The following is a 24,638-nucleotide window of genomic DNA, read 5'->3' on the forward strand; positions in this document are numbered from 1 at the left end:
AATGGGGAGCTACATCATTAAGAAAATCGTGATGACGATTCCGTTACTGCTCGTTATTTCATTTTTAACGTTTATTTTAATTAACCTCTCTCCTTTAGATCCTGCTGAAGTGGTGCTACAGGCTCAAGGGGTACCGAAGATAACCGAGGAGTTAATTGCTCAGACAAAGGAAGAACTAGGGATGGATCAACCATTTTTTATACGTTATATCGAATGGGTCATCGCTTGTTTAAAGCTAGATTTTGGTCACTCCTATGTGACGGGCCAGCCTGTTTGGTCTTTAATTGGTCCGGCGTTTCTGAATACATTCAAGCTCACCCTCGTCTCCTCGATCGCGATTATCTTCATTTCGATTGTAGTGGGTGTTATATGCGCCTTACAGGAAGGAAGAGCAATAGATAAATCAGTAAGAGGGCTTTCCTTTCTTCTAACGGCGATGCCTTCCTATTGGTTGGCTTCGCTTATGATATGGTATTTCTCAGTAAAGCTAGACTTATTGCCGACTTATGGGATGGATTCATACGAAAGTTATATTTTACCTGTTATCATTATCGTGATTAGCTATGCCGGTATTTACTTCCGTGTTGTACGAAGCTCGATGCTAGCTAACTTAAATGAAGATTACGTGTTATATGGTAGAGCGTGCGGATGGACGGAGAGGAAGGTCATTAAGCATATCGTACGAAATTCATTACAAGTTGCAGTTTCCATCTTCTGTATGGCGATACCAATTATATTAGGAAGCACGGTCGTCATTGAAAATGTTTTTGCATGGCCTGGATTAGGAAGTCTTAGTGTTCGTTCCATTTTGAGTAGAGATCTCCCTATTATTCAAGCATACGTCCTTATATTAGCTGTCGCTTTTGTTTTGTTTAATACGTTGTCTGACATCATTAATGCCGCAATGAATCCGAAGCTAAGGAATGATCTTTAAATGAATGTTTTGAAGAGTATTAGTAAAGATAAGATAGCCACAATGTCTCTAATTTTGCTTGTAGGTGTGATGGTTGCGGGGATATTGGCTCCGATTGTTGCTCCACATGACCCAAATGAAGTCGATATGAGCCTTCGATACGCTCCAATGTCTTGGACGTACTTATTAGGAAATGATCATTTAGGTAGGTGCGTATTATCAAGGTTGATATATGCAATACGTCCGAGTGTGCTAGCGGTCTTAGCTGCATTAGTGATTTCTGTCTTGGTCGGCATGGTATTAGGCTTTATAGCAGGCTATTTTAAAGGTAAGGTCGATGCAATCATTATGAGAATGTGTGACACGATGCTTTCTTTTCCTGGATATGTGATGGCTTTGGCGATTATCGGAATTCTAGGAGTTGGCCTAGAAAATATTTTAATTGCCTTTGTTCTAATTAAGTGGGCCTGGTTTGCGCGCATTATTCGTACATCGGTTATGCAATACGTTGATTTAGACTATGTAAAATACTCGAAGGCAGTCGGGATGAGTCCTATTAGAATTATGTATAAGCACATTTTACCAGTTAGCTTTGCAGACATTGCGGTTATTTCTAGTGGTGCGATTGGCTCGATGATCTTACAAATATCAGGTTTTTCCTTTTTGGGGTTAGGGATACAAGCACCGAACGCTGAATGGGGCATGATGTTAAATGAAGCTAGGGATGTCATGTTCACAAGGCCAGAATTAATGATAGCACCTGGGTTGGCGATTATGCTTGTTGTATCAGCTTTCAATTTCTTGTCCGATGCTCTTCAAGTAGCATTAGATCCTAAGCTGATGAAATCAAACGATCATCCGCACAAGAAGGAAGTGCTCTCAGAAGTAAATGTTCAAGGGAAAGGGGTGGCTAATTAAATGGCTAACCTATTAGATGTTTCTAACCTTAAGGTATGGGATGCTCATACGGGAAAGGTCATTGTGCATAATAGTTCCTTTCGTTTAAAGGAAGGTCAATGTCTAGCTATTGTCGGTGAAAGTGGGAGTGGAAAATCAGTCACTTGTAGAGCGATTATGAAATTGAATAAAGCTTCGCTATTACAGTCAGGCCAAATCAAGTATAAAGAAAGACAGCTAAATGATCTTGCTGAAAGAGAAATGAGAAAAATAAGAGGTAAAAGCATTTGCATGATTTTACAAAATGGGATGAGTGCCTTTGACCCGATGTGTACGATCGGTGTTCATATAAAGGAAACATTGACTGAGCACTTTGATATGCCTAGTGACCAAATGATAAAAAAAATGGAGAATGCAATGGAAAGTGTGATGTTGAAGCATCCGATCGAAGTCTTGAATAAATATCCTCATCAATTATCAGGAGGTATGCTACAGCGAATCATGATTGCTCTTGCTATTGTGTTAGAACCGGACGTCATTATTGCTGATGAACCGACGACAGCATTAGATACGATCTCACAATTTGAAGTGGTAGAGCAACTCATTCAATTAAGAAAGAGAATGCATACGTCTATGATATTTGTCTCGCATGATTTAGGCATTGTACGAAAAATAGCGGATGATGTTCTCGTTATGAAGGATGGCAGAGTTATTGAGAAAGGGAAAACAGAAGCGATCTTCTCTGAGGCTCAGCATGATTATACGAAACATTTAATAGGGACTAGATTAGTGTTGAGCCAACACTTTGAGCGAATTATGGGAGGAGAGGCTAAAGTTGCTGAAAGTTGACCATGTTGAAAAATTCTATAAAAATGGCGGCTTGTTTTCAAAAGGGAAGCAACATGTACTGAAGGGTATTAGCTTCGAATGTATGGATGGAGAGTGTTTAGGAATCATTGGTGAAAGTGGTAGTGGTAAATCAACATTAGGACGTTTATTAGTTGGGATTGAAAAGCCTGACCGTGGAACCGTCTTATTTCATGGAAAGAATGTAGGCGATAGAAAAGTGAGAAGAGGGGCAATCAGTGCTGTATTTCAAGACTATAAATCGTCTATTAACCCGTTCTTTACTGTATATGATGCTATTAAGGAATCTCTTATCCCACATTTTAAAAATAAAAGAGACCTTGATTTGAAGATTGACCATCTATTATATCAAGTCGGACTAGATCCATCCTATAAAAATAAATACCCACATGAGCTATCAGGGGGTGAAGCGCAAAGAGTTTGTATTGCAAGAGCAGTATCGACTGAGCCTAAGTGTCTTTTATTAGATGAGGCGATTAGTTCGTTGGATGTTTCCGTACAAACACAAGTGCTTGACTTATTAAAGGAGTTAAAGGAAGTCTACAATATGAGCTACATTTTTATTACGCATGATCTTCAAGCGGCTGCTTACATATGTGATCGGGTGATGATTTTTAAGGATGGTCAAGTTGAAGAAGTTGTGAAGGTCGAGGAATTGGGCAATGTTCAATCCGAATATGCGCGAAGGTTATTAAGGGCACTTATTACATTTTAATAAATGAAGGAGAAAGTCATGTTTAGTGGAGCAATGTCTTGGCCTTTTTTACGTTTGTATGTGTTAGTTCTCCTCTATTTCAGTGCGAACGCTATACTGAATGTCATTATTCCATTACAAGGGGAAAGCTTAGGAGCTAGCAATACGACGATTGGTGTAGTCATGGGGGCATATTTATTTACAACGATGTTCTTTCGTCCATGGGCAGGCCAAATGATTGAGCGGCATGGGCCAATAAAAGTGTTGAGGATTATTTTGATCATTAATGGGGTTGCCTTGCTATTATATACAATTACTGGATTAGGCGGTTATTTAATTGCACGGATGCTACAAGGGGTGTCTACTGCTTTTTTTTCGATGGCGCTACAAGTAGGCATCATTGATGCCTTGCCAGATAAGGAACGTTCGCAAGGTATCTCATTGTACTCTCTATTTTCATATATTCCTGGTATTATTGGACCCTTGTTGGCGATAGGTATTTGGCAAGAGGGAATGAATTATTTTACGGTTATTATGGTTGCGATTGCTGTTATAACAGGGTTCGTTGGCTATAGTGCGAAAATAGAAAAAAGCGAGCAAGCAAGCGTTACGAATGAGAGTAATGAACGGAAGGCAGTTACCTTCCGTTCATATAGTCAGCTAGTGAAGAATCCCTTTTTATTTAAATGCAGCGTACTTATGCTTGTTGCATCTATTGTTTTTGGAGCGATTACGACCTTCATTCCACTTTATGCCATGCAACTAGAGAGTGGGAATGCGGGAATTTACCTTATGCTTCAAGCGGCAACAGTAGTGGTTGCGCGGTTTACATTAAAAAGCAAAATTCCTTCAGACGGGAAGTGGCACTCTACTTTTATGATGGGAACGATGCTACTTTTAACAATAGCGTCCTTATGTGTAGGATTATCAGCAATTGGTGGGGCCATCGTTTTCTATATTGGCGCTATCTTAATGGGAGTTGCTCAGGCTTTATTATATCCTACGTTAACAACATACTTATCATTTGTTTTGCCCCGATCAAGTCGGAATATGCTATTGGGACTATTTATTGCGATGGCAGATTTAGGTGTGTCGTTAGGGGGAGTGATTATGGGTCCGCTAGCTGATCTATTCTCATACCCGCTGATGTACATCATATGTGCGGTATTAGGTTTACTGATGGTAGGGTTCGCTTATGAGCGGAGGAAGGAATTTGTTGAGTGAAAAAATATGTAAAGGGTGGACCTCCGTGTAATTGGAGGTCTTCTTTTTGTTAAAAGATTAAGAAACGATAAAATTCGAGGAAGAAATAGACGTTATCGCGTTTTTCTTCTATAAAAAACAGCCAGGAAACATTCCAGTAGAGATACCTAAGCGATTCCAGCTATTTATCGTATTAATAGCCATGATGATTGTGAGAAATTCCTTTTCGGAGTAGTACTGAAGGACGTTCTTATAAACATGGTCTGGGACTCCTTCTTCAGCTACCCTTGTCACGCATTCCGTTAATTCTAGTACAGCTTTCTCTTCATCCGTATAGTTAGAAACTTCACGCCAGACGGTCAGTAATAAGATACGGTCGAGGCTTTCTCCCTTCTTTTGAAGCTCTTTCGCATGCATATCGATGCAAAAGGAACAGCCGTTAATCTGCGAAGCGCGCATCTTAATAAGACTGTACAGTGTTGGATCTAGTCCACTTTCAGTAATCAAGGTTTCTAGCTTCATCATCGTTTTGAAAATTTGTGGATGGACCTTTTGATGATTGATTCGAATAGTCAATGCTATCACTCTCCCTAAAAATAGTTTGTTGCAATATATATGACAAACGAACAGGGGAATTTGTGACATTATTGAGAGAAATATTTCTCTGGAAAATAAAGTTGCATAGATGAATGCTTTACGTTAGCGTTATTTATGATGGTTGCGATAAACACTTGGAGACATCCCGGTATGCTTTTTGAATATTCGGCTGAAATAATATACATCTGAATATCCAATTGCTTTAGCTATATCGAGAACAGAGTGATGAGTGAACGTAAGTAATTCTTTAGCTTTTTTGATTCGGAATTTAATCAAATAATTAATCGGACTTAGTCCGTTATAATATCGAAATTGAGATGAAAAAAAACCTTGACTGACGTTATATCGATTAGCCATATCAGTTAACGTTATTGATTTACTGTAATTCAATTGGAAATAGCGGGCGGCATCATGAACCATATCTGTTTGCTCATTCGAATGGGATTCGTTTTGACAACAAACAATGGATTCATACAATAACTGATAAAATAGGATTTTAGAACGAAATGTAGAAAGGGGTCCAGACGCAACAGAGTTTGTATGAAGAGACTTTAATAGTTCGAGTAATGTATGGTTAAGGTGCACTTGTAATTTATAGTGTGACTTGACGTATTTATCAACTGTATCAGCTTCACAAGTATAATGGATTAAACAATATTCGAAGTCTGTCTTTGTGCTTGTTTCATAATCTAAGTTCATTTGACACCCACCGTGTAAAATGGTTCCTGGCGTAGCACTGTATTCTGTCCCATCAAAAGTAAATTTTCCATCTCCTTTAAGTACATACAAAAAGCCAGCAGCAGGAGTTTTGAAGTTCAAATTAGAATATCCTCCTTCAAGAGTGCACCAAAATACATCTGAAACAAAAAATAAGCCTCTTGAATAGTATGAAGTTAATGAATCTAGTTTCACCATTGCTTTACCCCTTATACGATCATTATGATCAAATACTATCATACATAATTGCTTAGGAGAAATCTCAACTAAATTAGAGGGACATGATCGTAAAGAGATGGGTGGCAAATGAACTTAAAAAAATAAGCTTTCCTTGCAAAAGAATGCTAATCAAGGAAAGCTCTAACTAAACAGCTTGCAAGGAGAATTAGTAGTAATGTTAATGATTTAAAGCATTGATAATGGTTTCAATTCCGTAAGTAATCCCAATTGGACCAGGAGAGAATGCGGAGCTTTCGAGCAAATGAATGTGATTGTTTTGCACGGCTTGTATGTGATTCCAAACGGTGCTGTTTTCTAATTCTTTTAATCTAGGCTCTAGTTCGACATCGGAACGGTTGTGTATAAAGATATGGTCTGGATTTAATGAACTTATCCCTTCAAGCGAAATTTCCTGAGACGTACCATCAAAAGGTTCAGGAGTTGTTAATTCAAGATCATTGTAGTAATGTAATCGTTCTGTTCCCCATAAGTAAAAGCCATTGTCTTGCACATCGACAAATAATACTGTCTGTTCATTTGAATCGGATAATTGATCTTTGGCATCATTTAGATTGTTTTGATATTGAGCAATAATCTCTTCTGCGTCTTTCTCAAGGTTCAGGGCCCTACCAATTTCAAGCAATGCCCATTGCCAATCGTCATTCGCCTTTAAAGAATCAATGAAAAATACTGGTGCGATTTGAGTTAGTTGAGTATAAATCTGGTCATTTCCCGAAGCATCTCCATCAGAACCTGCTGCTAATATTAGATCGGGATTCAGATCAAGTAATTTCTCTAGGTTGATTTCATTGTAGCTACCAATATCAACAATCTCTGTTCCTTGGTAGTAGGGCTGAAGTGCTTTGAAATTGGCTACAAAGTCGTCAAAGTAATTTGCCCCGACAGGAGGGTGGTTGAATGAAAGCAGAAGCTCTGTTAATGAAAAGTAAGTGACTGCAATTCGTTCAGGGTGTTCGGGTAAAGTCTGCTCTCCTTTATGGTCTACGACAATTCTATGACCTATATTAGAATTTGTATCTTCTAATTCATCTTCTGTAGTAGAAGATTGAGAACTGCATGCTATTAATAATAGAGTTAGTGCAGTAGTTAATAATAGAATAATGCTAAATCGAGTCTTCAATGTAAACACCTAACCTTCGTTTTTTTTATTTGAAAATGATTATCAATGTCGATGATATTATAGACGACTTTATCCTGTAATTCAATGGACGATCTGAATAAGTAAGGATGGATTATTCAAATGTAATTGAGGAAGACGTATTTGTATCGTGGGTGTTTAGCTCCATACGTCGCACCGTTCCACCTTCAGTAAGGCCGTTGTTATGCCAAACGGATTCTCATTCCGTTAATAGGAAGAAATACACGGTTTATGCGTACGATGTGGAACGTCATTCCGCTAATACTCCAAAAGAAGAGAAAAGTGAAGCACAAAAGGTCGAATAGCGGAATGAGGTTCCGGAAGGGTGGTCAAAAAGGGCTTTATGAAGGAAATAACGGAATGAGGTTCAATTAAGGAGGATGAAAGTAGATACCGAGGGCCCCTTTCAGCGATATGCGAAACTGTTTCCTATTTTGAAAAGCTTGATAAGAGTGAATTTCTTGTATCAAGCGAGCAACGAGTGGAGACATTGTCAGTCAAATCATAGGTACTGAAAATAATAATGATAAAAATTCTCATTGACACAATGAAAGCTGTCGCTTAAAATAAATGACAGTGATAATTATTATCAATATAGATAAAGAGGAGTGGGGAACATGTCCAAAGTGGCATTTTCACAAAAAGGGGTACATAGTAGTCGTTTATTTGTTCTTATTTTATCATTTTTATTCATTTTAGCGGCGTGCGGTGGAGAAGATGCTGCTCAATCGCCAGATGAGGATGGAAGTGATGAGCAAGTAGAGGATAGCCAAGATGAGGAAGAGAGTCAAGGTATACGTGAGGTTGAGCATGCATTAGGAACAGCCGAAATTGACGGAAAGCCAGAACGCATTGTTACACTGTATCAAGGAGCAACAGATGCGGCGGTTGCATTAGGGATTACGCCGATTGGAGCAGTGGAGTCATGGGATCAGCAGCCATTCTACGATTACTTCGGTGATGCGTTAAATGATGTTGAGGTTGTCGGCTTAGAAACTCAGCCTAATTTAGAAGAGATTGCACAGTTGAATCCTGATCTTATTATCGCTTCACAAATTCGTCATGAGGAAGTGTATGAGCAGCTTTCAGATATTGCTCCGACTGTCGTGCATGAAACGGTGTTTGACTTCAAAGGGTCAGTTGAATTATTAGCTGAAGCAGCAGGTGAGGAAGAGAAAGCGAATGAAATTCTAACAGATTGGAACAATCGAGTGGCTGATTTCCAAGTCAAAATGGAAGAAAAATTAGAAGATGAGTGGCCGTTTTCTGTTTCTGTATTGAACTTTAGAGCGGATCATGCGCGTATATATGTAACTGGCTTTGCTGGTTCGATTTTAACAGAGCTTGGCTTTGGTTCTCCTGAAGTCCGTCAAGATGATGAGGATATTTTAATGCTAACAGATAAAGAGAGTATTCCTGAAATGAATGCAGACGTCTTCTATATCTTCTATGATCATACGGAAGGTGCGGTTGAGCAGAGCTTTGATGAATGGACGAGTCATCCGTTATGGGATAATTTGGATGCTGTTCAACAAGATCAAGTGTTTGTGGTTGATGAAATTACTTGGAATTTAGCTGGTGGTATTTTGTCAGCGAATTTAATGCTTGATGATATTTATGAGCGGTTTGAGTTAGAACAATAATGACTGGTGCATAAAAGGGTAGGGAACGATTGCTTGAGTGTTCCCGCGCGTTTATGCAGAATCCACGGACAAAGGTAATGAAACCTTTTCCGTGGCTTTGTTGTTATTTTTGTTGTAAGAGTTTGTGAGGAGGAAGGTATGTATGTCATGGCGGTGAATACACCTTTTAAATGGATAGGCTTGGCCTTCGCTTTTATTTTATTTGTTAGCTCCTTTTGTTTGAGTGTCGCTTTTGGGCAAACCTCTATCCCATTAAGTGTCACGATAGATGCTTTCTTACATTATGATGAGTCAAACACAGAGCATATTATTGTGACGACTTCAAGGCTATCTAGAGCGGTTATTGCAACCGTTGTTGGTGCTAGTCTTTCTGTGGCTGGTGCGCTTATGCAAGCGTTAACGCGAAATCCATTAGCGGCACCAGATATTTTTGGGATCAATGCAGGAGCGGTCTTTTTTATTGTATTTTCTGCTGCTTTTTTATCTGTACAATCGTTAATGCACTATATGTGGATTGGGTTTTTAGGAGCTGCGGTTGCCAGTGCACTTGTTTATTTTTTAAGTTCACTTGGAAGAGATGGTTTATCGCCTATCAAAATTGTTTTAGCTGGAGCTGCGATTTCAGCACTATTTATTTCATTTACACAAGGGCTATTAGTGTTAAATGAGCAAAGTATTCAGAGTGTTTTGTTTTGGTTGGCTGGTTCTGTTTCAGGGAGAAGTATGGATATGCTTTTGCCTATTTTACCTTATATGATTGCTGCGATGCTGATTGCTTTATTTCTAGGGAAGTCCATTAATTTGTTGCAGTCTGGTGAGGATGTAGCGAAGGGGCTAGGGCAGCGCGTTATATTAGTGAAAATGTTGATCGGTATCGTAGTTATCTTGCTTGCAGGCGGTTCCGTTGCAGTAGCGGGATCAATTGGTTTTATCGGTTTAATTGTTCCGCATATGGTGCGTGGTGTCGTAGGCTATGATTATCGCTGGGTCATCCCCTTTAGTATGCTATGCGGAGCTAGTCTGTTATTGCTAGCTGATGTGGCGGCAAGGTTTGTGATTATGCCACAGGAGATGCCAATCGGTGTGATGACGGCTTTGATCGGTACGCCATTTTTCATTTATATTGCTCGTAGGGGGTTGTCGAAGAATGGCTAAGTATTTCACATTTCGAACGAAGTCAGAGTCGGTATCTATACAAATATACAAAAAGCCATTTATCGTCTTACTATCGCTCGTTGCCCTTACGATGATGTTATTTATTACATCGATGTCCGTTGGAAGCTCGTTGATTCATCCGTTCCATTCGATCAAGCATTTATTCGGCTTTGGGCTTGAGGAACATCATTTTGTTTTACACACATTAAGGTTGCCTCGAATTGTTCTTTCCTTCTTCGTTGGAGCAGCTCTTGGAGTATCGGGACTTATATTACAGGGGATCATACGTAATCCGCTTGCCTCACCAGACATCATTGGTATAACAGGTGGTGCAACAGTTGGTGCACTTACATTTATTGTGCTCTTCGCAGGTGCGGTTAGTATGCAGTGGCTTCCGTTAGCAGCTTTTTTAGGTGCAGCAATCGTATCGGTTGTGATTTATCTTCTCTCATGGAAGAAAGGTGTCACACCCATTCGCCTCGTTCTAATTGGAATTGGAGTAGCAGCGACGATGAGTGCATTGACGACAATGATGATCGTCCTAAGCGATACAATGGCTGTAACGAGAGCATATTTGTGGATGACGGGAAGCTTATACGGGGCGAACTGGCAAGATGTGTATCTTATCCTACCATGGGTGTTGATTTTCATACCACTTGCTCTGTTCTTTTCACGAGTTGTCGATGTGAAGGAGCTTGGAGATGATGTAGCAGTCGGTTTAGGGATACACGTTCAGCTCCATCGATTTATGTTGTTATTTGTTAGTGTCGCACTAGCAGGAGCTGCCGTGGCTACGGCAGGTGGAATTAGCTTTGTTGGCTTAATGGCGCCTCATATAGCCAGAATGCTGGCAGGTCGATCTTTTGCGAGTCTTGTGTTCATTTCTGCCTTTATTGGTGGAATGATTGTCATTATTGCTGACACGGTGGCACGTACGGCCTTTGTACCATTGGATATTCCAGCAGGTGTTTTCACTGCCGGCATTGGTGCACCATTCTTTATTTATTTGCTATATCGTAATCGAAATATGTAGAAGGAGCTGAGAGACATGAGTGTTCTTGAGACGAAATCATTGTCATTAGGCTATGGTGAGGGACTTATTATCGAAGAGTTAGATTTGCAAATACCAATTGGAGAAATTACGGTCTTTGTTGGAGCAAATGGGAGTGGAAAATCGACTCTGCTTCGTTCACTCGCAAGGCTATTAAAGCCCCAAGCGGGAGACGTTCTATTAGATGGCGATAACATTCGCAGCTTATCAACAAAGCAAGTGGCAAAGCGCTTAGCTATTTTACCACAAGGTCCAATTGCTCCGGATTCATTGACTGTACAGCAATTGATTAAGCAAGGCCGTTTTCCTCATCAAACGTGGTTAAAGCAGTGGTCGAAGGAAGACGAACGAATTGTTGATGAAGCTCTTGAAGTGACGAACTTAAAGGAGTTTGCCGACCGTCCTGTTCAATCGTTATCAGGTGGACAACGGCAGCGTGCTTGGGTCGCGATGACTCTTGCTCAGCAGTCAGATATCATTTTATTAGATGAACCAACGACTTACTTAGATATGACACACCAAATTGATGTGCTTGATCTCTTATTTGATCTGAATGAACGAGAGAAGCGCACAGTTGTGATGGTGTTACACGATCTTAATTTGGCTTGCCGATATGCTCATCAAATAGTGGCTGTATGTGATAAGAAGGTGTATACACAAGGAAAACCAGAAGAGGTGTTAACACCCAAATTGGTCAAGGATGTATTTCGGATGGAATGTGAGATTATAGAAGATCCTCTCTTTGGAACGCCTTTATGTATTCCCCATGGTAAAGGTAGGTATCGAGATGTGACAACAAGTACGAGAAAGACGTCTTAGGTGGCCAAAATGAGTACAAGTGTAATAGAGAGATTAGATAGCTTTGACATAAAGCGATTAGGGGAAAGTGACATAAGTATTTCAACGATCGATTTACTTCAAGAGGAGAAAGCACTTGCTTATTTGCAAAATCAAAAAGAGAAGCTGAATGCACCAAATTTGGCGGTGGCTGCATCAATGTTGTCAAAGCGATATGCTTATTTAGTCGTAAGTTCAACTTTGTATAGTATGGTTGAACTGAATGGTGCGCCGTGCTTTCCGATGAAAGCGTGTGCCTTAACGGAAAAACGGGCACTATGTATAAATGAAGACGATTGTCCATGGCAAGAAGCACATGCTAACCGTGAAGAGTGGCGTACAGCAGTTTTTCAGGAGCTATTTGCTAACCATCTTACACCACTACTATTAGCTCTACAACGTGTTAGCAGAATGCCACAGTCGATTTTATGGGAGAATGTAGCGGTACGGATCAATTCGACTTATCGAAAGGCATTAGATGATTGTGCTGAAAATGAAACAAAGAAACAAAGCATTTATGATGATTTTCTGTTTTTGAAAGGAGCAGACGGGGAGCTCTTTCAGTTGAAGGAAAATCCGATTAAACCATATTTGAAAATAGGAGAAGAGCTTCATTCTAATCCAACTCGTCAAACATGCTGTATGTACTATCGCTTAAAGAAGGAGGGGGGGAAGGTAAGCTATTGTAAGGTATGTCCAGTGAAAAAGTGAAGACTCTAAGTCGTTTGTGATAACTTCATGAGGGAGGAAACGTTCTCTCCTCATGAGGTTAAACATGCGCTATTCATCAGTAATGGAATTGAATTTATATCCGATGCCTCTTACCGTGATAATATAACGAGACTGACCCGTTTCTAATTTTTTTCTTAAATGATGAATATGAACCATAACTGTTCGAGTATCGCTCATTCCTTCTAGACCCCAAATTCGATCGTAAAGCTGGTCTATTGTAAAAACTTGGTTTGGGTATTGAGCTAAATGAAAGAGTAACTGCCTCTCTTTCGTAGATAAAGGGACTTCGTTTCCATTTAGCTTGACTTCTAAGCTACGGAAATGGAGCTCCAGTTGACCATCTGTCCACACGTTTGAATGAGATGTGGAGGTAGAACGTCTTAGCTGCGCTTTTACTCTTGCCACTAGTATATCTGGATCAAAGGGCTTTGTAATATAATCATCACCACCTAGCTGAAAGCCGTTAAGGATATCCTCGCTTTCTTTTTTACTACTCAAGAAGATAACAGGTGTCGTTGAGTATTCGCGAAAGCTTCTAATGATTTCAGTTCCCTCACGATCAGGAAGCATAATATCGCAAATGATTAACTGATAATCATATTGAGCTAGCATTTGAAATGCCATTTCCCCATTAGAAGCGACTGATGATTGAAAGCCTGCATGCTTTAAATAAATTGTGACAAGTTCTGCAATGTCTGCATCATCTTCAATGAGTAAAATATTGGTTGCTCCCACTTCATCACTCTCTTTTCTCTTCTTCATTTATAAACTGTACCGGTAAGGAAAAATAAAAATCGCTTCCTTTATTTAATTCACTATTTACATGTAATTCACCCTCATGATAATCAACAATCTCTTTGGAGATCGCAAGTCCAAGACCAGAGCCCTTTTCCTTTTGTGTTTGATAAAATCGTTTGAAAATAAGTTCATGCTCAGATGGGTCTATCCCTATGCCAGAATCGACGATATGAAGTATGACTTGTCCAGCCTTCGTTGGAGAAGGATGTTGCCATTCGAGAATAACTCGAATCGCCTCTCCTACAGGTGAAAATTTTATGGCGTTTGTTAGTAAATTCGAATATACTTGTTCAATTCGAAAGGGGTCAATGACCATTTCAGCTTGTTGAGTAGATGGGAACGGGTTACGTTCCTCGAATGAGAAATGAAGGTCTTTTTCTAGCACCTCCCATTCGTATTTTTCAAATAATAGTTTGAAAAATGAACGAGCATCTGTGATTTTAAACTGAAAGTCTATTTGCCTTGTTTCTAACTTAGTCAGTTCTACTAAGTCGTCAATTAACCTTTCTAATAAAATCGTTCTTTCGTATATCCGATTCGCATACTTAGGAGCATTTTGAGTAATAATGCCGTCTCGCAATGCTTTTGAATAACCTTTGATCGAGGTGATAGGTGTACCTAGCTCATGAGAAATATTTGATAATAATTGAGTACGAAACATTTCTGCCTGCTTTAGTTTAGCTGTTCGTTCTTCCACCTTCACTTCAAGTCGTTCATTCGATTGCCGTAGTTTGTTAGATAATTGTTCAGCATCGTTTAATGCTTTTGAAAATCGTGATGAGAGATTGATAGATTGAGTAAAAAGGAAAATTAATAAGCCATAGGATAAATAATCTCCTGTATTGATAATATCGTTATAAAACAAAATATCGTTAAGAGCAAATAGAAAGAAAAAGGCAAAACCAATCGCGTTTGAAACAGAGCCTTTTCTTTTCCGGATGGCGGAAATAATATATATGTATAGTGTATATAAAATAGCGGGAAAGAGCATAAACCATGTAAACATAAAAATATAATTTGTGAAAATAATAGCTGGTGTCGATAAAACAAAGATAGAGAAAATAAGTAACATAATACTAATGATAATAGGTATGAATCGATTCGACTCTTTTGGGTATTCATAATGAATGAAGAAAACGAGCATAATGGCAGCAAAGGCAACGGACAAATATTCCATTTTGGACACCCATTCCCAATGTAGATGGGGGAATAAGTACAACGCAGTCGATTCACCTAAGATATTAATTCGGATACTTATAAAGAAGCATAGGAAGCTAAAAATAAGTGAAGTCTTTTCTCTTTTTCTAAAGAAATATATGAACATAAAGTAAATGGCCATCATGATGAATAAGCCATTGACAAACGATTGCATGGCGACATTGACAGTTCTTATATGTGTAATCGTCTCAGCGGTGCCTAAATGAAGCCTTTCCCACATCCCACCATGTCTATGGTGAAAGTTAGATACTTGAATAATTAATTCGTTATTTCCAGGTTGTGCTTCAAAATAAATGACTTGAGGGTAATTTCTTGGGATAGTGTCATCTGAGGTTGTACCGACAGTGCCATTCCCACCCTTCACTTCTCCATTAATCCAAACCCGATAGGACGTTTCAACACGTTTAAAATAAAGACCAAGTGTTGAGTTTGTCTCGATTTGTTCATTAGATAATATAAATGTTAATCGATAAGTTGCATAGCCCTGACTTGATAGGGGTGCACCCGCTATCGAGTATGTGGCCCATAAATCAGGGACGTGAACGTATTGAGACGAACGAGATGCGTCATCAAAGTCGCTAGGCTCCAATAATTCTTCCCAATAAAATTCCCACTCTCCTCTTAAATCGACAGTTTCATTAAGAGAATCCCAAGTATGCAAGTCGATGACCCCTTTTTGAACAGTGGCTTCTGCTTTGGCATGGTCATTAGAATAAAAAGCAGATATCATAAAAAATGCTACAATTAGTGCGATGTGTAGCCATTTCATAAAAGATTCCCCCAAATATAAACAATTATTACTATCATATCATGAAATATGTCGAAAATTTATAGAGGAATGAAGTCTAACAGAACTACTTGACGTAATCCTTAACAAAGATGGAATTTGAAAGGGGAGTGATCTGGAGGAGGGTGGGTCAGTGTAGGATGAATGAAAGTCCGGTACTTATTTGTTTATAGGAGAGTTTCCTTTAATAGAAGTGAATTAATGACATTATGATTTGAATAGAGTAATATTTTCTAATGATTTTTATACAGTATGCTATGTAGAATAGAAGAAAAGATTGTTTAAAAAAGGTGTGAACTTATGAATAAATTAATAAATAAGATTGATCAATGGACAAGTAATATTCTAGTTCATCCGAAACTACTAGTTACTTTCTATATTGTTAGTTTGTTACCCTTAGTGTTCGTTTCGTCATTTATGTATGTCAATTCTACTCAAGCATTAAAAGAAGAATTGGGGAGTCATATCGTTGAGACATCACGTCAGGTAGATTTAAGAATGAATTCATTCATCGGGGAAATGGAAGCGCTTTCTAGAATTGTGCATTTTGATCCGGATGTTCAGCGGTTTTTAAATTTAAAGGACCAAACGGAGCCTACATCTTTATCATGGCAACTTGATTTACGTAACTTTTTGAGAAACATTGTTTCACATCGTGAATATTTATGGTCTGTGTTTCTAATTAATGATCACGGGGGTGTTATTTATTATAGTGAAGATTTTGTTAATCCTGTCTTTGCAAGCTGGTGGCACCAAATTGAACTGGATCATGATTTTCATCATGACCCTATTTACCAAAAAATTGTTCACGAAAAAGAGTTTCTTTTATATCAGCCTCATAAATCTGATTATTATAACAGTGATTATGTTGTGACGTTTGGAGGAAGGTTATATCAATTGAATAAAGAGAGAGGAACCTTATTGTTTAATTTTGATCCAGATTATTTTGCGAGTATGAGTAATTCAATACATTTAGGTGATACAGGATATGTAGCCATTTTTTCAGAAGAGGGAGAATTGCTTTTTGAACATGACAAGGTGACAGAGACTTTAATAAATGACTTACCAAAGTTCAATATATTGAAAGAAGAAAGTGGCTATGAATTAGTAGATTTAGGTGGAGAACAAACATTGATAGCCGTTAATACTTCAGAGAATACAGGTTGGAGATACGTTGGGGTCGTACCGTTTCATGAAGTATCGGGGAAAATAAGTTCCATTCAGAATGGGATTTATTTGATGGCTGTTACGTCATTGGTTATTATCTTCGTATTTTCTAAATACTTGGCTAGGGTGATTACAAGACCGCTATTCACGTTACAAAATTATATGAAATATGCGGAAGAAGGCAATTTATCGCTACGTGTACCGTTAGAACGTGAAGACGAATTTGGTATGTTAATGAGAGCCTTCAATCGGATGATTGAGCGGTTAGAACAGCTTCGTGATAAAGTATATGTTTCTGAAATAAGGCAAATGAAACTACAATTACTGAATAGAGAATCAGAGTTGAAAACATTACAAATGCAAATTAACCCTCATTTTCTATATAACACATTAAACACGATGAAATGTGTTGGGGAGGTTTATGATGTAAAGGAAGTGTCTGAAATGAGCGAATCACTTTCTGATATGTTTCGTTATAGCATAGATCATGATAAATATAAACTACTTGAAGAAGAAATAAATCATGTAAAAGCTTTTTTGAATATTATTCAAATTCGTTTTCCTAATCAAGTAGATTGTCATTTCGACATAGATTCAAGCCTATTTAATCTACCTGTTCTTAAGTTAATTCTTCAGCCGATTGTAGAAAATGCAGTCGAGCATGGGATTACGCCTAAAGGTTCTCGAGGAACCATCAATATCAGTGCCAGAAAAGAACCTAACGAATTATTGATCGAAATAATTGATGACGGGATTGGAATGACTAAAACGAAACTGAAAGAGCTTCAAGATACAATTTATAAAAAAACGGATTCGATTCAAGGGATCATAGTGAATTCTTCTCATATTGGCTTATCTAATGTTCATCAAAGATTGACATTAAGCTATCAGGAAAGCGGAGGTTTGGAGATAGATAGTCAATATCAGGTTGGAACAACTGTAACGGTTCGTATACCAATTCATAATGAGTGATGGAGGCGATGTCATGTTTCGAGTACTAGTGGTTGAAGATGAATTCTGGATGTGTGAAGGATTGAAAAAGATGGTTCGTCATTTAGATATCAATTTTATAGTTACAGACGTGGCTCATAATGGAAAAGAAGCACTTGAGAAAATGGAAGAACAAACGTTTGATTTGTTATTTGCAGATATTAACATGCCGATTATGGACGGGCTACAGATGATGGATGAAATGGAGAATTTGAAGTACAATGTGCCTGTCATTATTATTACAGGATTTAATGAGTTTGAATATGCACGAAAGGCTTTGCGCTATGGTGCAGTTGATTACTTGTTAAAACCGATAAAAAATGATGAACTGAGAGAAGTTTTGGAGCATTGGGAGTTGGAGCATAAAAAGCAATACAGTCTTTCCAATAACGAACCAAAAAGTTTAGAGTTTAATAATAGCGGTGCCGACCTCATACAATCGATTTTGCAACTTGTTGAGACTAACTATATGAAGGATTTGTCACTATCAATATTGGCCGATCAAGCAGGATATAATGCTTCTTACCTTAGCCGATTATTTAAGGTAGAAACAGGAAAGGGTTTTGTACAATATTTAAGAGATATACGAATGAAACATGCATGCTATTTGTTAATAAATAGTAAGTTGACAATTGAACATATATCGCAAAAGGTTGGATTTTTGGATGAAAAACATTTTAGAAGAACATTTAAAAAGGACTTAGGGATGACGCCTGGAGAATATCGAAAAATATATGGAAAGTAAAAAAAAGCCCCCTTAATGTAAAAAAGTGAGTCTAACTTAAAATTATTAAAGCGCTTACAATTAGTTGTAAGAAAGGAGGAGTAACAGTGTGATGCTTTCTGTTTGTCTAGGGGAAGGTAGAATGGGATAAGCGAGTTAAATATTTTACGTATAAAAAGACATTGGATAGGTAGGGTAGATACGATACTAAAAGGGGGATCTTTAAAATGAAAAAGTGGAACTTCTTCTTCGGGGTATGTGCATGTGTAATTCTACTAGCTGCTTGTGGTAGTAATGATGATACTGTTGGGAATGGAAATAGTGAGGATTCAAATAGTAATGATACTAGTAGTGATGAACAAGTTACATTACGTGTCATGGATTGGTATGACTCTACACTTGAGCAACGGGATGAATTTCATAGGAAGTTTATGGAAAAATACCCGCATGTAACAATCGAATATACAACACTTACACTGGATCAATTTAGAGATACTATTCTATCAGCGGTTCGAACAGGTGAGGCGCCAGATATCTTTCCTGTACCATTTGGGTTTAGATTACCTAATCTAGTTGAAGATGGATGGTATCAGCCACTAGAAGGTTTGGTTGATGAAGCTTTATTTAATGAATTTTCAGAAGGAACTTTTGTTGAAGGTATAACAACCGTAGATAACGATATTTATACGATACCTCAAAATTTACCTGCCTTTTCAACAATTGTTTTTTATAATAAAGATTTATTTAGGGAAGCTGGATTAGATCCGGAAAAGCCGCCTACTACGTATGAAGAATTCCGTGATTATGCCAAAAAAATAACAGAAGCGGGAAATGGGAAATATTATGGCATTATTGAAGGTGGAAGGCAAACACAGCGTTGGACTACTACTGTTCAAGATTGGTCTTCCCTAAATGGGAGTGGGTTAAGTGAAGCTAGTCCAGTAAGTGTTTATACAGGGGAAGCACCGTTCCATACAGAGGCTGTATTAAATGTATTTAATTTGTTTGCAGGAATTGCTGATGATGGGAGTTATCATCCACAAACATCTGGTATTTCTGCACCTGAAGCGAGGCAGCTATTCGCAAATGGGGAAGCTGGTTTTATTATTCAAGGGATTTGGAATATCGGTATTTGGAATGAAAGTAATTCAGAATTAAATTATGGAGTAATGGCACCACCGCTTTCTAATGGAGAGAGAGATGGATTGATCAACTTAGTTAATATGCCTGGATTCGGTGTTTATTCACAATCAGAGCACCCAGAATGGGCTGCAAGATATTTAGAGGAGTACTATGGTGGAGATTACTTTCAGCAAGAGGTTGTACAAAATAACTTGGAGCTTTCGATTGTAGATGGGATTAACGAAGAGTATGCGACAGGAGAAATGTTAGAGGCGTGGCAAATTAATGAGGAGTTTGCTGCGGTAGGACCTAACCCCGCGACGAATCCAGATGTGTTACCTGTGTTTTCCGAGTATGTTGATGTAACACCGAATGTCGGGGAGATTTTGCAAGCTGTTGCGATAACGGGTTTACGTGATTATGAACAAATGCTAGAAGAATTATCGGAAAAGACAGATCAAGCACTAGAGAATGCTATAAATGAAGCTCAGGAAAAAGGTGCAAATGTGAGTATTGATGATTTTAGATTATTTGAATAGTTACTGACTTTGCTAGTGGCAGGTGTTTACCTGTCACTAATGAAGGGGGAGGCAAATGGAGAATGTATCAACGACAAAGAGAAACAAATTAACGTCAATTAAACAGAAGAAATATAACAAAAAAGTAGTCTTATGGTGTTGGTTATTTGTATTACCTAATTTAATTTTATTTGCCTTGTTTCAAGGATGGCCTATAGTAATTAACTGGTATTATTCAATGTCAAATTGGTCTGGGTTAAGTGCTCAACCTGATTTCATTGGCTTGGCTAATTTCCGTGAACTGATAAGTGATCAATATTTTTGGAATGCTTATAAAAATGTATTTATGTTTGCTGCTGGTACAGTTCCATCTCAGCTCATATTAGGTCTATTGTTTGCAGTGGTATTAAATAATCCAAAGTTGAAATTTGCAAACGTGTATAGAACACTTATTTTCATTCCTGTTGTGACAAGTGCCTCTATTATTGGGATTATTATGGGATTTATTTGGAGCCCCAATGGAGGAGTTAATTATTTATTAATAAGCATGGGAATAATTAATGTACCAATTGATTTTTTAGGAAGTATGACTTGGTCCATGCCTACTGTCATTATAGTATCTGTTTGGATGAGTGTAGGGATTAACATGGTATTTTGGTTAGCAGGACTTCAAGGGATCCCAAGGGAATTATACGAAGCAGCGTATATTGATGGGGCTGGCTATGTTAAGACCTTTTTCAAAGTGACGGTTCCCCTACTGATTCCGATTGGAGCCGTCATATTACTTTTTAACTTTGCTTTTTCACTGAGAGTCTTTGATTTAATTAAAACACTTACGGATGGTGGACCTTTTTTCTCGACTGATGTTGTTTCGACGTATGTGTATAGACATGCTTTTTCAGGAGAGGTTGGACAGCCGAGAATGGGATATGCTTCAGCGGCTGGATTATTCTTTGGCTTTACTGTTATTACGATAATGGCGACACTTCAATTAATAAAGTATAAATTAAAACGAAAATAGATTGAATTATTATTTCGTATTACGAAATAAATGAGCAAAGTAAGGGGGGATAAAATGAATAACGTGACCTCTCGACGCATAAGTCTGAGTTCTTTACTAAGAGGTTGTACACATATTTTGTTTATTGGATTATGTTTTATATGGATATACCCATTCTTATGGATGGTTTCGTCATCATTCAAAACAGATCGAGAGTTTTTTGCTAATCGTCTCAGTCTAATTCCTGAGACACTTAATATGTCAAACTTTATACGAGCGTGGGATACAGCAAACTTTAGCCAATATTTCTTGAATTCCTTTTTGATTACAGCCGGTGTTGTCCTTATAGTCATTGTAACGACCTCGGCTTGTGGCTATGCACTTGGTAGATATTCGTTCCCAGGAAAAAAATTAATCTTTGTCATTTTAATTTGCAGTATGTTCATTCCACTTGAGTTTTCTATTATTCCGATCGCTGTATTAATTAATGCCTTAGGCCTTTCTAATTCACTGTTTGGTGTCATATTAGCTGAATCAGGTGGCGGATCGGTTATGCTAGTCATGCTATTTGCGGGTTTCTTTAGTCAAATTCCAAAAGAATTAGAGGAATCAGCTACGATAGATGGAAGTGGATTTTTAAGGACGTATGTCAGTATTATGCTTCCATTATCAAAACCGATTATAGGTAGTGCAGCCATTATGCAAATTGTATGGACTTGGAACTCTTTTTTGCTTCCACTAGTGCTAACACTTAGTAATCCAAGTATTCGCCCTTTAGCAGTAGGGATATATGCGTTTCGTGGGGAGAATGTAGTTGATTGGACAGGGATCGCCGCAGGAGCCACGATTTCTATTATTCCAGTCATTGTCGTCTTTCTATTTTTACAGAGATACTTTATCGAAGGGATTTCAGGAGCAGTAAAAGGTTAAGCCTTTAAATATCTATGAATTTCTAAAAGGAGAGATTTTTGTGAGAGTATTATTTCTTGATTTAGATTCAGTAAGTCCAAGACATTTAGGTTGTTACGGATATGAGCGCAACACATCGCCTAATATTGATAAAGTCGCTAAAAAAGGAGTAAGATTTACAAATTATTATACATCGGATGCTCCTTGTGCCCCATCGAGAACTGCATTAATGTCAGGGCAGTTTGGTCTTCGTAACGGCTTAGTCGGCCATGGAGGTACAGCTGGGGATATGAGACATGAGGGTGTTGATCGTACGATTTTTGGAAGGTTATCAGTTGGTGGTTCTCTCCCGTCCTTTCTACAGTTAGGTGCTGGATTAAATACGACATTGATTAGCCCATTTCCTCAACGACATGCGACGTATAACTTCTATGCTGGATTTAACGAAATTATTAATACAGGGAAGTTTGGGATGGAATCAGCTGAACAAGTATCACCAGTCGTTCATGATTGGGTTGAAAGAAACGCAGAGAAAGACGATTGGTTCCTATATGTGAATTATTGGGATGCACATACTCCTTATCGCGCACCAGAGGATTTTGGTAATCCATTTGCTAATGAACCGTTGCCTAGCTGGGCAAATGAAGAAACGTTAGAGAAGCATAGGAAAGAAGTAGGTCCTCATACTGTGCATGAGCTTGTGATTGATCACCAAAATGAAACATACACGAATGTTGAAAGTGATCAATTTCCAAGAAGCCCTGGAGAAATTAAGACTATGGATGATTTACGTGTAATGATTGACGGGTATGATTGTGGAATTCGGTATGTAGATGATCACGTTGGACAGCTATTTGAATTATTAGAGCTAAAGGGAATTTTGGAGGATACGATTATTATTGTATCAGCTGATCATGGTGAAAATATGGGACAGCTAGGTATTTATGGTGAGCATGGAACAGCAGATGATGGAACGTGTCGCATTCCGATGATTATTTCTTGGCCTGGAATGAAAGAGGGGCATGTTGATGACGGATTGCACTATCACTTGGATTTACCTGTTACATTAGCTGAAATGCTTGATATACCTCCATGTCCTGATTGGGATGGTAAAAGCTTTGCTTCCGTTCTTAAAGAAGGAAAAGAGTGTGGAAGAGACTATGTAGTCATGTCTCAATGTGCTCATGTCGCTCAGCGTAGTGTAAGGTTTGGAGATTGGTTGTATATGAGAACGTATCATGATGGGTATCATTTATTTGATAAGGAGATGTTATATAATATTAAGCAGGATCCACGAGAAGAAAATAATGTCGCAGCTCAAAATAAAGATGTATGTATGCAAGCCGTTTATTATTTGCATGAATGGCATGATGAAATGATGTTTAGATCAAGAAATGATGTTGATCCATTATGGACTGTTATAAAAGAAGGAGGTCCTTTCCATGCTAAGGGTTTCCTTAAGAATTATGGTGAAAGACTCGTCCAAACAGGAAGAGAAGAGAAATTTAATGAATTGAAAAAGAGACATCCAAATGAATTTCCTGAGGAAGCAGATCATAAACGGTTGGAATTTGATAATCTAATGAGAAGTCGATTATTTTAAGTTTTTTTGCTATAAAAGGAAGGCTTCTTTTTATAGCAAACATATTTTAAGCTAGTTGTATAGTATAGAGGTGATGAAATGGAACCAAAATCGTGCTGTGGAGTACAAAGAGAAAGCATTGAAAAATTCCCTGAACCACAAGAAATAACTCAAAGTAAGACATTTTCTAAAAAGAGGCATAGAGATAATTTGATTACAATTCCAAAAGGGACTTTTTTAATGGGAACAGATGATGAAGAAGGGTATAAGCTAGATGGAGAGGGACCTGTTCGTTCTGTTAATGTGGACTCATTCGCAGTTGATCGGTATACAGTAACGAATGAACAGTTTAAGGAATTTATTGAGGAAACAGGATATAAGACCGACGCTGAACAATTTGGCTGGTCGTTCGTCTTCCATTTGTTTTTAAGTAATCGAACGAAGAAAGATGTCATAGGCTCTCCCGAAGGAACACCTTGGTGGTTAGCGGTGAAAGGTGCGACATGGGAACACCCTGAGGGTATAGGTACATCAATTGCTGATCGAATGTATCATCCGGTTGTACATGTTTCTTGGAATGATGCAATGGCTTATTGCACTTGGTCTGGAAAACGACTTTTGACTGAGGCAGAGTGGGAGTATGCTGCTCGGGGAGGTTTAGTACAAAAGAGATACCCTTGGGGTGACAAGCTAATGTATAGAAAAAAGCATCTGTGTAACATTTGGCAAGGGGAGTTTCCAACAAATAATATAGGAAAAGATGGGTACCTTGCCACAGCTCCAGTTGATGCTTATGAACCAAATGGGTATGGTTTATATAATGTTGTCGGCAATGTATGGGAATGGTGTGCTGATTGGTTTACGAATGAGCATAACGAAAAGAAAGACAATCCTATTGGACCAAAGATAGGAGTGGAACGTGTCATGAGAGGTGGTTCATATCTATGTCACCAATCTTATTGTAATCGTTATAGAGTGGCGGCGAGAAGCAAGAGTACACCTGATAGTTCAACGGGTAATTTAGGGTTTCGTTGCGCAGTCGATATAGACTAAGTAGGCTTGATATATGAATTTCTGGACAAATTATCGTTATCAGAAATGTTCAAATTATTGCAAAGAAAAGCCTAGATAGGATCGAG

The 24,638-nt window shown here is 38.3% G+C and carries 23 protein-coding genes; 18 read left to right on the forward strand and 5 right to left on the reverse strand.

Annotation, left to right across the window (positions count from 1 at the left end):
* Nucleotide 1: 1 nt before the first annotated feature.
* From opp1B to cntE, 5 genes are read left to right on the forward strand one after another with little or no spacing between them, the layout of a single operon-like run.
* Entirely contained in the window at nt 2-934 is a 933-nt protein-coding gene (opp1B, locus tag MW695_RS10015) for a nickel/cobalt ABC transporter permease (protein WP_247105170.1), read from the forward strand.
* A complete protein-coding gene (cntC, locus tag MW695_RS10020) occupies nt 935-1,831 on the forward strand; it encodes a staphylopine uptake ABC transporter permease subunit CntC (protein ID WP_247105171.1) in 897 nt (298 codons plus the stop codon).
* Entirely contained in the window at nt 1,832-2,659 is an 828-nt protein-coding gene (gene cntD / locus MW695_RS10025) for a staphylopine uptake ABC transporter ATP-binding protein CntD (RefSeq protein WP_247105172.1), read from the forward strand. It begins immediately after the preceding gene.
* Entirely contained in the window at nt 2,646-3,392 is a 747-nt protein-coding gene (locus MW695_RS10030) for an ABC transporter ATP-binding protein (protein WP_247105173.1), read from the forward strand. Before cntD ends, MW695_RS10030 begins: the two co-directional genes overlap by 14 nt.
* 18 nt (nt 3,393-3,410) lie before the next feature.
* The gene (gene cntE, locus MW695_RS10035) at nt 3,411-4,595 is read left to right on the forward strand and encodes a staphylopine family metallophore export MFS transporter CntE (protein WP_247105174.1); all 1,185 of its coding nucleotides are present in this window, start codon (nt 3,411-3,413) and stop codon (nt 4,593-4,595) included.
* Nucleotides 4,596-4,703: 108 nt separating this feature from the next.
* Here cntE and MW695_RS10040 read toward each other — a convergent pair whose 3' ends face one another.
* The 3 genes from MW695_RS10040 to MW695_RS10050 all read right to left on the reverse strand — a co-directional run bounded on the left by MW695_RS10040 (nt 4,704) and on the right by MW695_RS10050 (nt 7,248).
* The gene (locus MW695_RS10040; protein ID WP_247105175.1) at nt 4,704-5,150 is read right to left on the reverse strand and encodes a carboxymuconolactone decarboxylase family protein; all 447 of its coding nucleotides are present in this window, start codon (nt 5,148-5,150) and stop codon (nt 4,704-4,706) included.
* Between the two features lie 129 nt (nt 5,151-5,279).
* Nucleotides 5,280-6,086 (reverse strand): AraC family transcriptional regulator, encoded by an 807-nt coding sequence (locus MW695_RS10045; protein ID WP_247105176.1) that lies wholly within the window; start codon nt 6,084-6,086, stop codon nt 5,280-5,282.
* A 199-nt stretch (nt 6,087-6,285) separates the two neighbouring features.
* A complete protein-coding gene (locus tag MW695_RS10050; RefSeq protein WP_247105177.1) occupies nt 6,286-7,248 on the reverse strand; it encodes an iron-siderophore ABC transporter substrate-binding protein in 963 nt (320 codons plus the stop codon).
* 107 nt (nt 7,249-7,355) lie between these two features.
* Here MW695_RS10050 and MW695_RS10055 point away from each other — a divergent pair, with 107 nt between their 5' ends.
* The 6 genes from MW695_RS10055 (at nt 7,356) to MW695_RS10080 (ending at nt 12,663) form a co-directional block, all read left to right on the forward strand.
* Complete coding sequence (locus MW695_RS10055) at nt 7,356-7,571, forward strand: hypothetical protein (RefSeq protein WP_247105178.1); 216 nt, start codon at nt 7,356-7,358, stop codon at nt 7,569-7,571.
* 312 nt (nt 7,572-7,883) lie between these two features.
* Entirely contained in the window at nt 7,884-8,909 is a 1,026-nt protein-coding gene (locus MW695_RS10060; RefSeq protein ID WP_247105179.1) for an ABC transporter substrate-binding protein, read from the forward strand.
* 138 nt (nt 8,910-9,047) lie between these two features.
* Nucleotides 9,048-10,064: a FecCD family ABC transporter permease gene (locus MW695_RS10065; protein WP_247105180.1), complete on the forward strand. Its 1,017-nt coding sequence runs from the start codon at nt 9,048-9,050 to the stop codon at nt 10,062-10,064.
* Complete coding sequence (locus MW695_RS10070; protein ID WP_247105181.1) at nt 10,057-11,097, forward strand: FecCD family ABC transporter permease; 1,041 nt, start codon at nt 10,057-10,059, stop codon at nt 11,095-11,097. The genes MW695_RS10065 and MW695_RS10070 overlap by 8 nt, the downstream gene beginning before the upstream one ends.
* Nucleotides 11,098-11,112: 15 nt before the next feature.
* Nucleotides 11,113-11,934, forward strand: coding sequence for an ABC transporter ATP-binding protein (locus tag MW695_RS10075; RefSeq protein WP_247105182.1), 822 nt, complete (start codon nt 11,113-11,115; stop codon nt 11,932-11,934).
* 9 nt (nt 11,935-11,943) lie between these two features.
* Entirely contained in the window at nt 11,944-12,663 is a 720-nt protein-coding gene (locus MW695_RS10080; RefSeq protein WP_247105183.1) for an IucA/IucC family C-terminal-domain containing protein, read from the forward strand.
* A 69-nt stretch (nt 12,664-12,732) separates the two neighbouring features.
* On the opposite strand, the gene MW695_RS10085 is transcribed toward MW695_RS10080, so the two are convergent.
* Entirely contained in the window at nt 12,733-13,446 is a 714-nt protein-coding gene (locus MW695_RS10085; protein WP_247105184.1) for a response regulator transcription factor, read from the reverse strand.
* Nucleotides 13,424-15,469: a sensor histidine kinase gene (locus MW695_RS10090; RefSeq protein WP_247105185.1), complete on the reverse strand. Its 2,046-nt coding sequence runs from the start codon at nt 15,467-15,469 to the stop codon at nt 13,424-13,426. The genes MW695_RS10085 and MW695_RS10090 overlap by 23 nt, the downstream gene beginning before the upstream one ends.
* A 318-nt stretch (nt 15,470-15,787) precedes the next feature.
* On the opposite strand from MW695_RS10090, the gene MW695_RS10095 reads away from it, so the two are divergent.
* From MW695_RS10095 to MW695_RS10125, 7 genes are all read left to right on the forward strand, one after another.
* Entirely contained in the window at nt 15,788-17,626 is a 1,839-nt protein-coding gene (locus MW695_RS10095; RefSeq protein ID WP_247105186.1) for a sensor histidine kinase, read from the forward strand.
* 13 nt (nt 17,627-17,639) lie between these two features.
* Nucleotides 17,640-18,389, forward strand: a complete 750-nt coding sequence (locus tag MW695_RS10100) for a response regulator transcription factor (protein ID WP_247105187.1) — start codon at nt 17,640-17,642, stop codon at nt 18,387-18,389.
* Nucleotides 18,390-18,595: 206 nt separating this feature from the next.
* Complete coding sequence (locus MW695_RS10105) at nt 18,596-20,029, forward strand: ABC transporter substrate-binding protein (RefSeq protein WP_247105188.1); 1,434 nt, start codon at nt 18,596-18,598, stop codon at nt 20,027-20,029.
* A gap of 55 nt (nt 20,030-20,084) precedes the next feature.
* Nucleotides 20,085-21,029, forward strand: coding sequence for a carbohydrate ABC transporter permease (locus tag MW695_RS10110; RefSeq protein WP_247105189.1), 945 nt, complete (start codon nt 20,085-20,087; stop codon nt 21,027-21,029).
* A gap of 54 nt (nt 21,030-21,083) precedes the next feature.
* Entirely contained in the window at nt 21,084-21,938 is an 855-nt protein-coding gene (locus MW695_RS10115; RefSeq protein WP_247105190.1) for a carbohydrate ABC transporter permease, read from the forward strand.
* Between the two features lie 40 nt (nt 21,939-21,978).
* Nucleotides 21,979-23,520 (forward strand): sulfatase family protein, encoded by a 1,542-nt coding sequence (locus tag MW695_RS10120; RefSeq protein ID WP_247105191.1) that lies wholly within the window; start codon nt 21,979-21,981, stop codon nt 23,518-23,520.
* Between the two features lie 78 nt (nt 23,521-23,598).
* Nucleotides 23,599-24,552, forward strand: a complete 954-nt coding sequence (locus tag MW695_RS10125; RefSeq protein ID WP_247105192.1) for a formylglycine-generating enzyme family protein — start codon at nt 23,599-23,601, stop codon at nt 24,550-24,552.
* Nucleotides 24,553-24,638: the final 86 nt, after the last annotated feature.

Source organism: Halalkalibacter sp. APA_J-10(15) (genome assembly GCF_023017105.1).
In the GTDB taxonomy this organism is placed as follows: Bacteria; Bacillota; Bacilli; order Bacillales; family Bacillaceae_D; genus Halalkalibacter.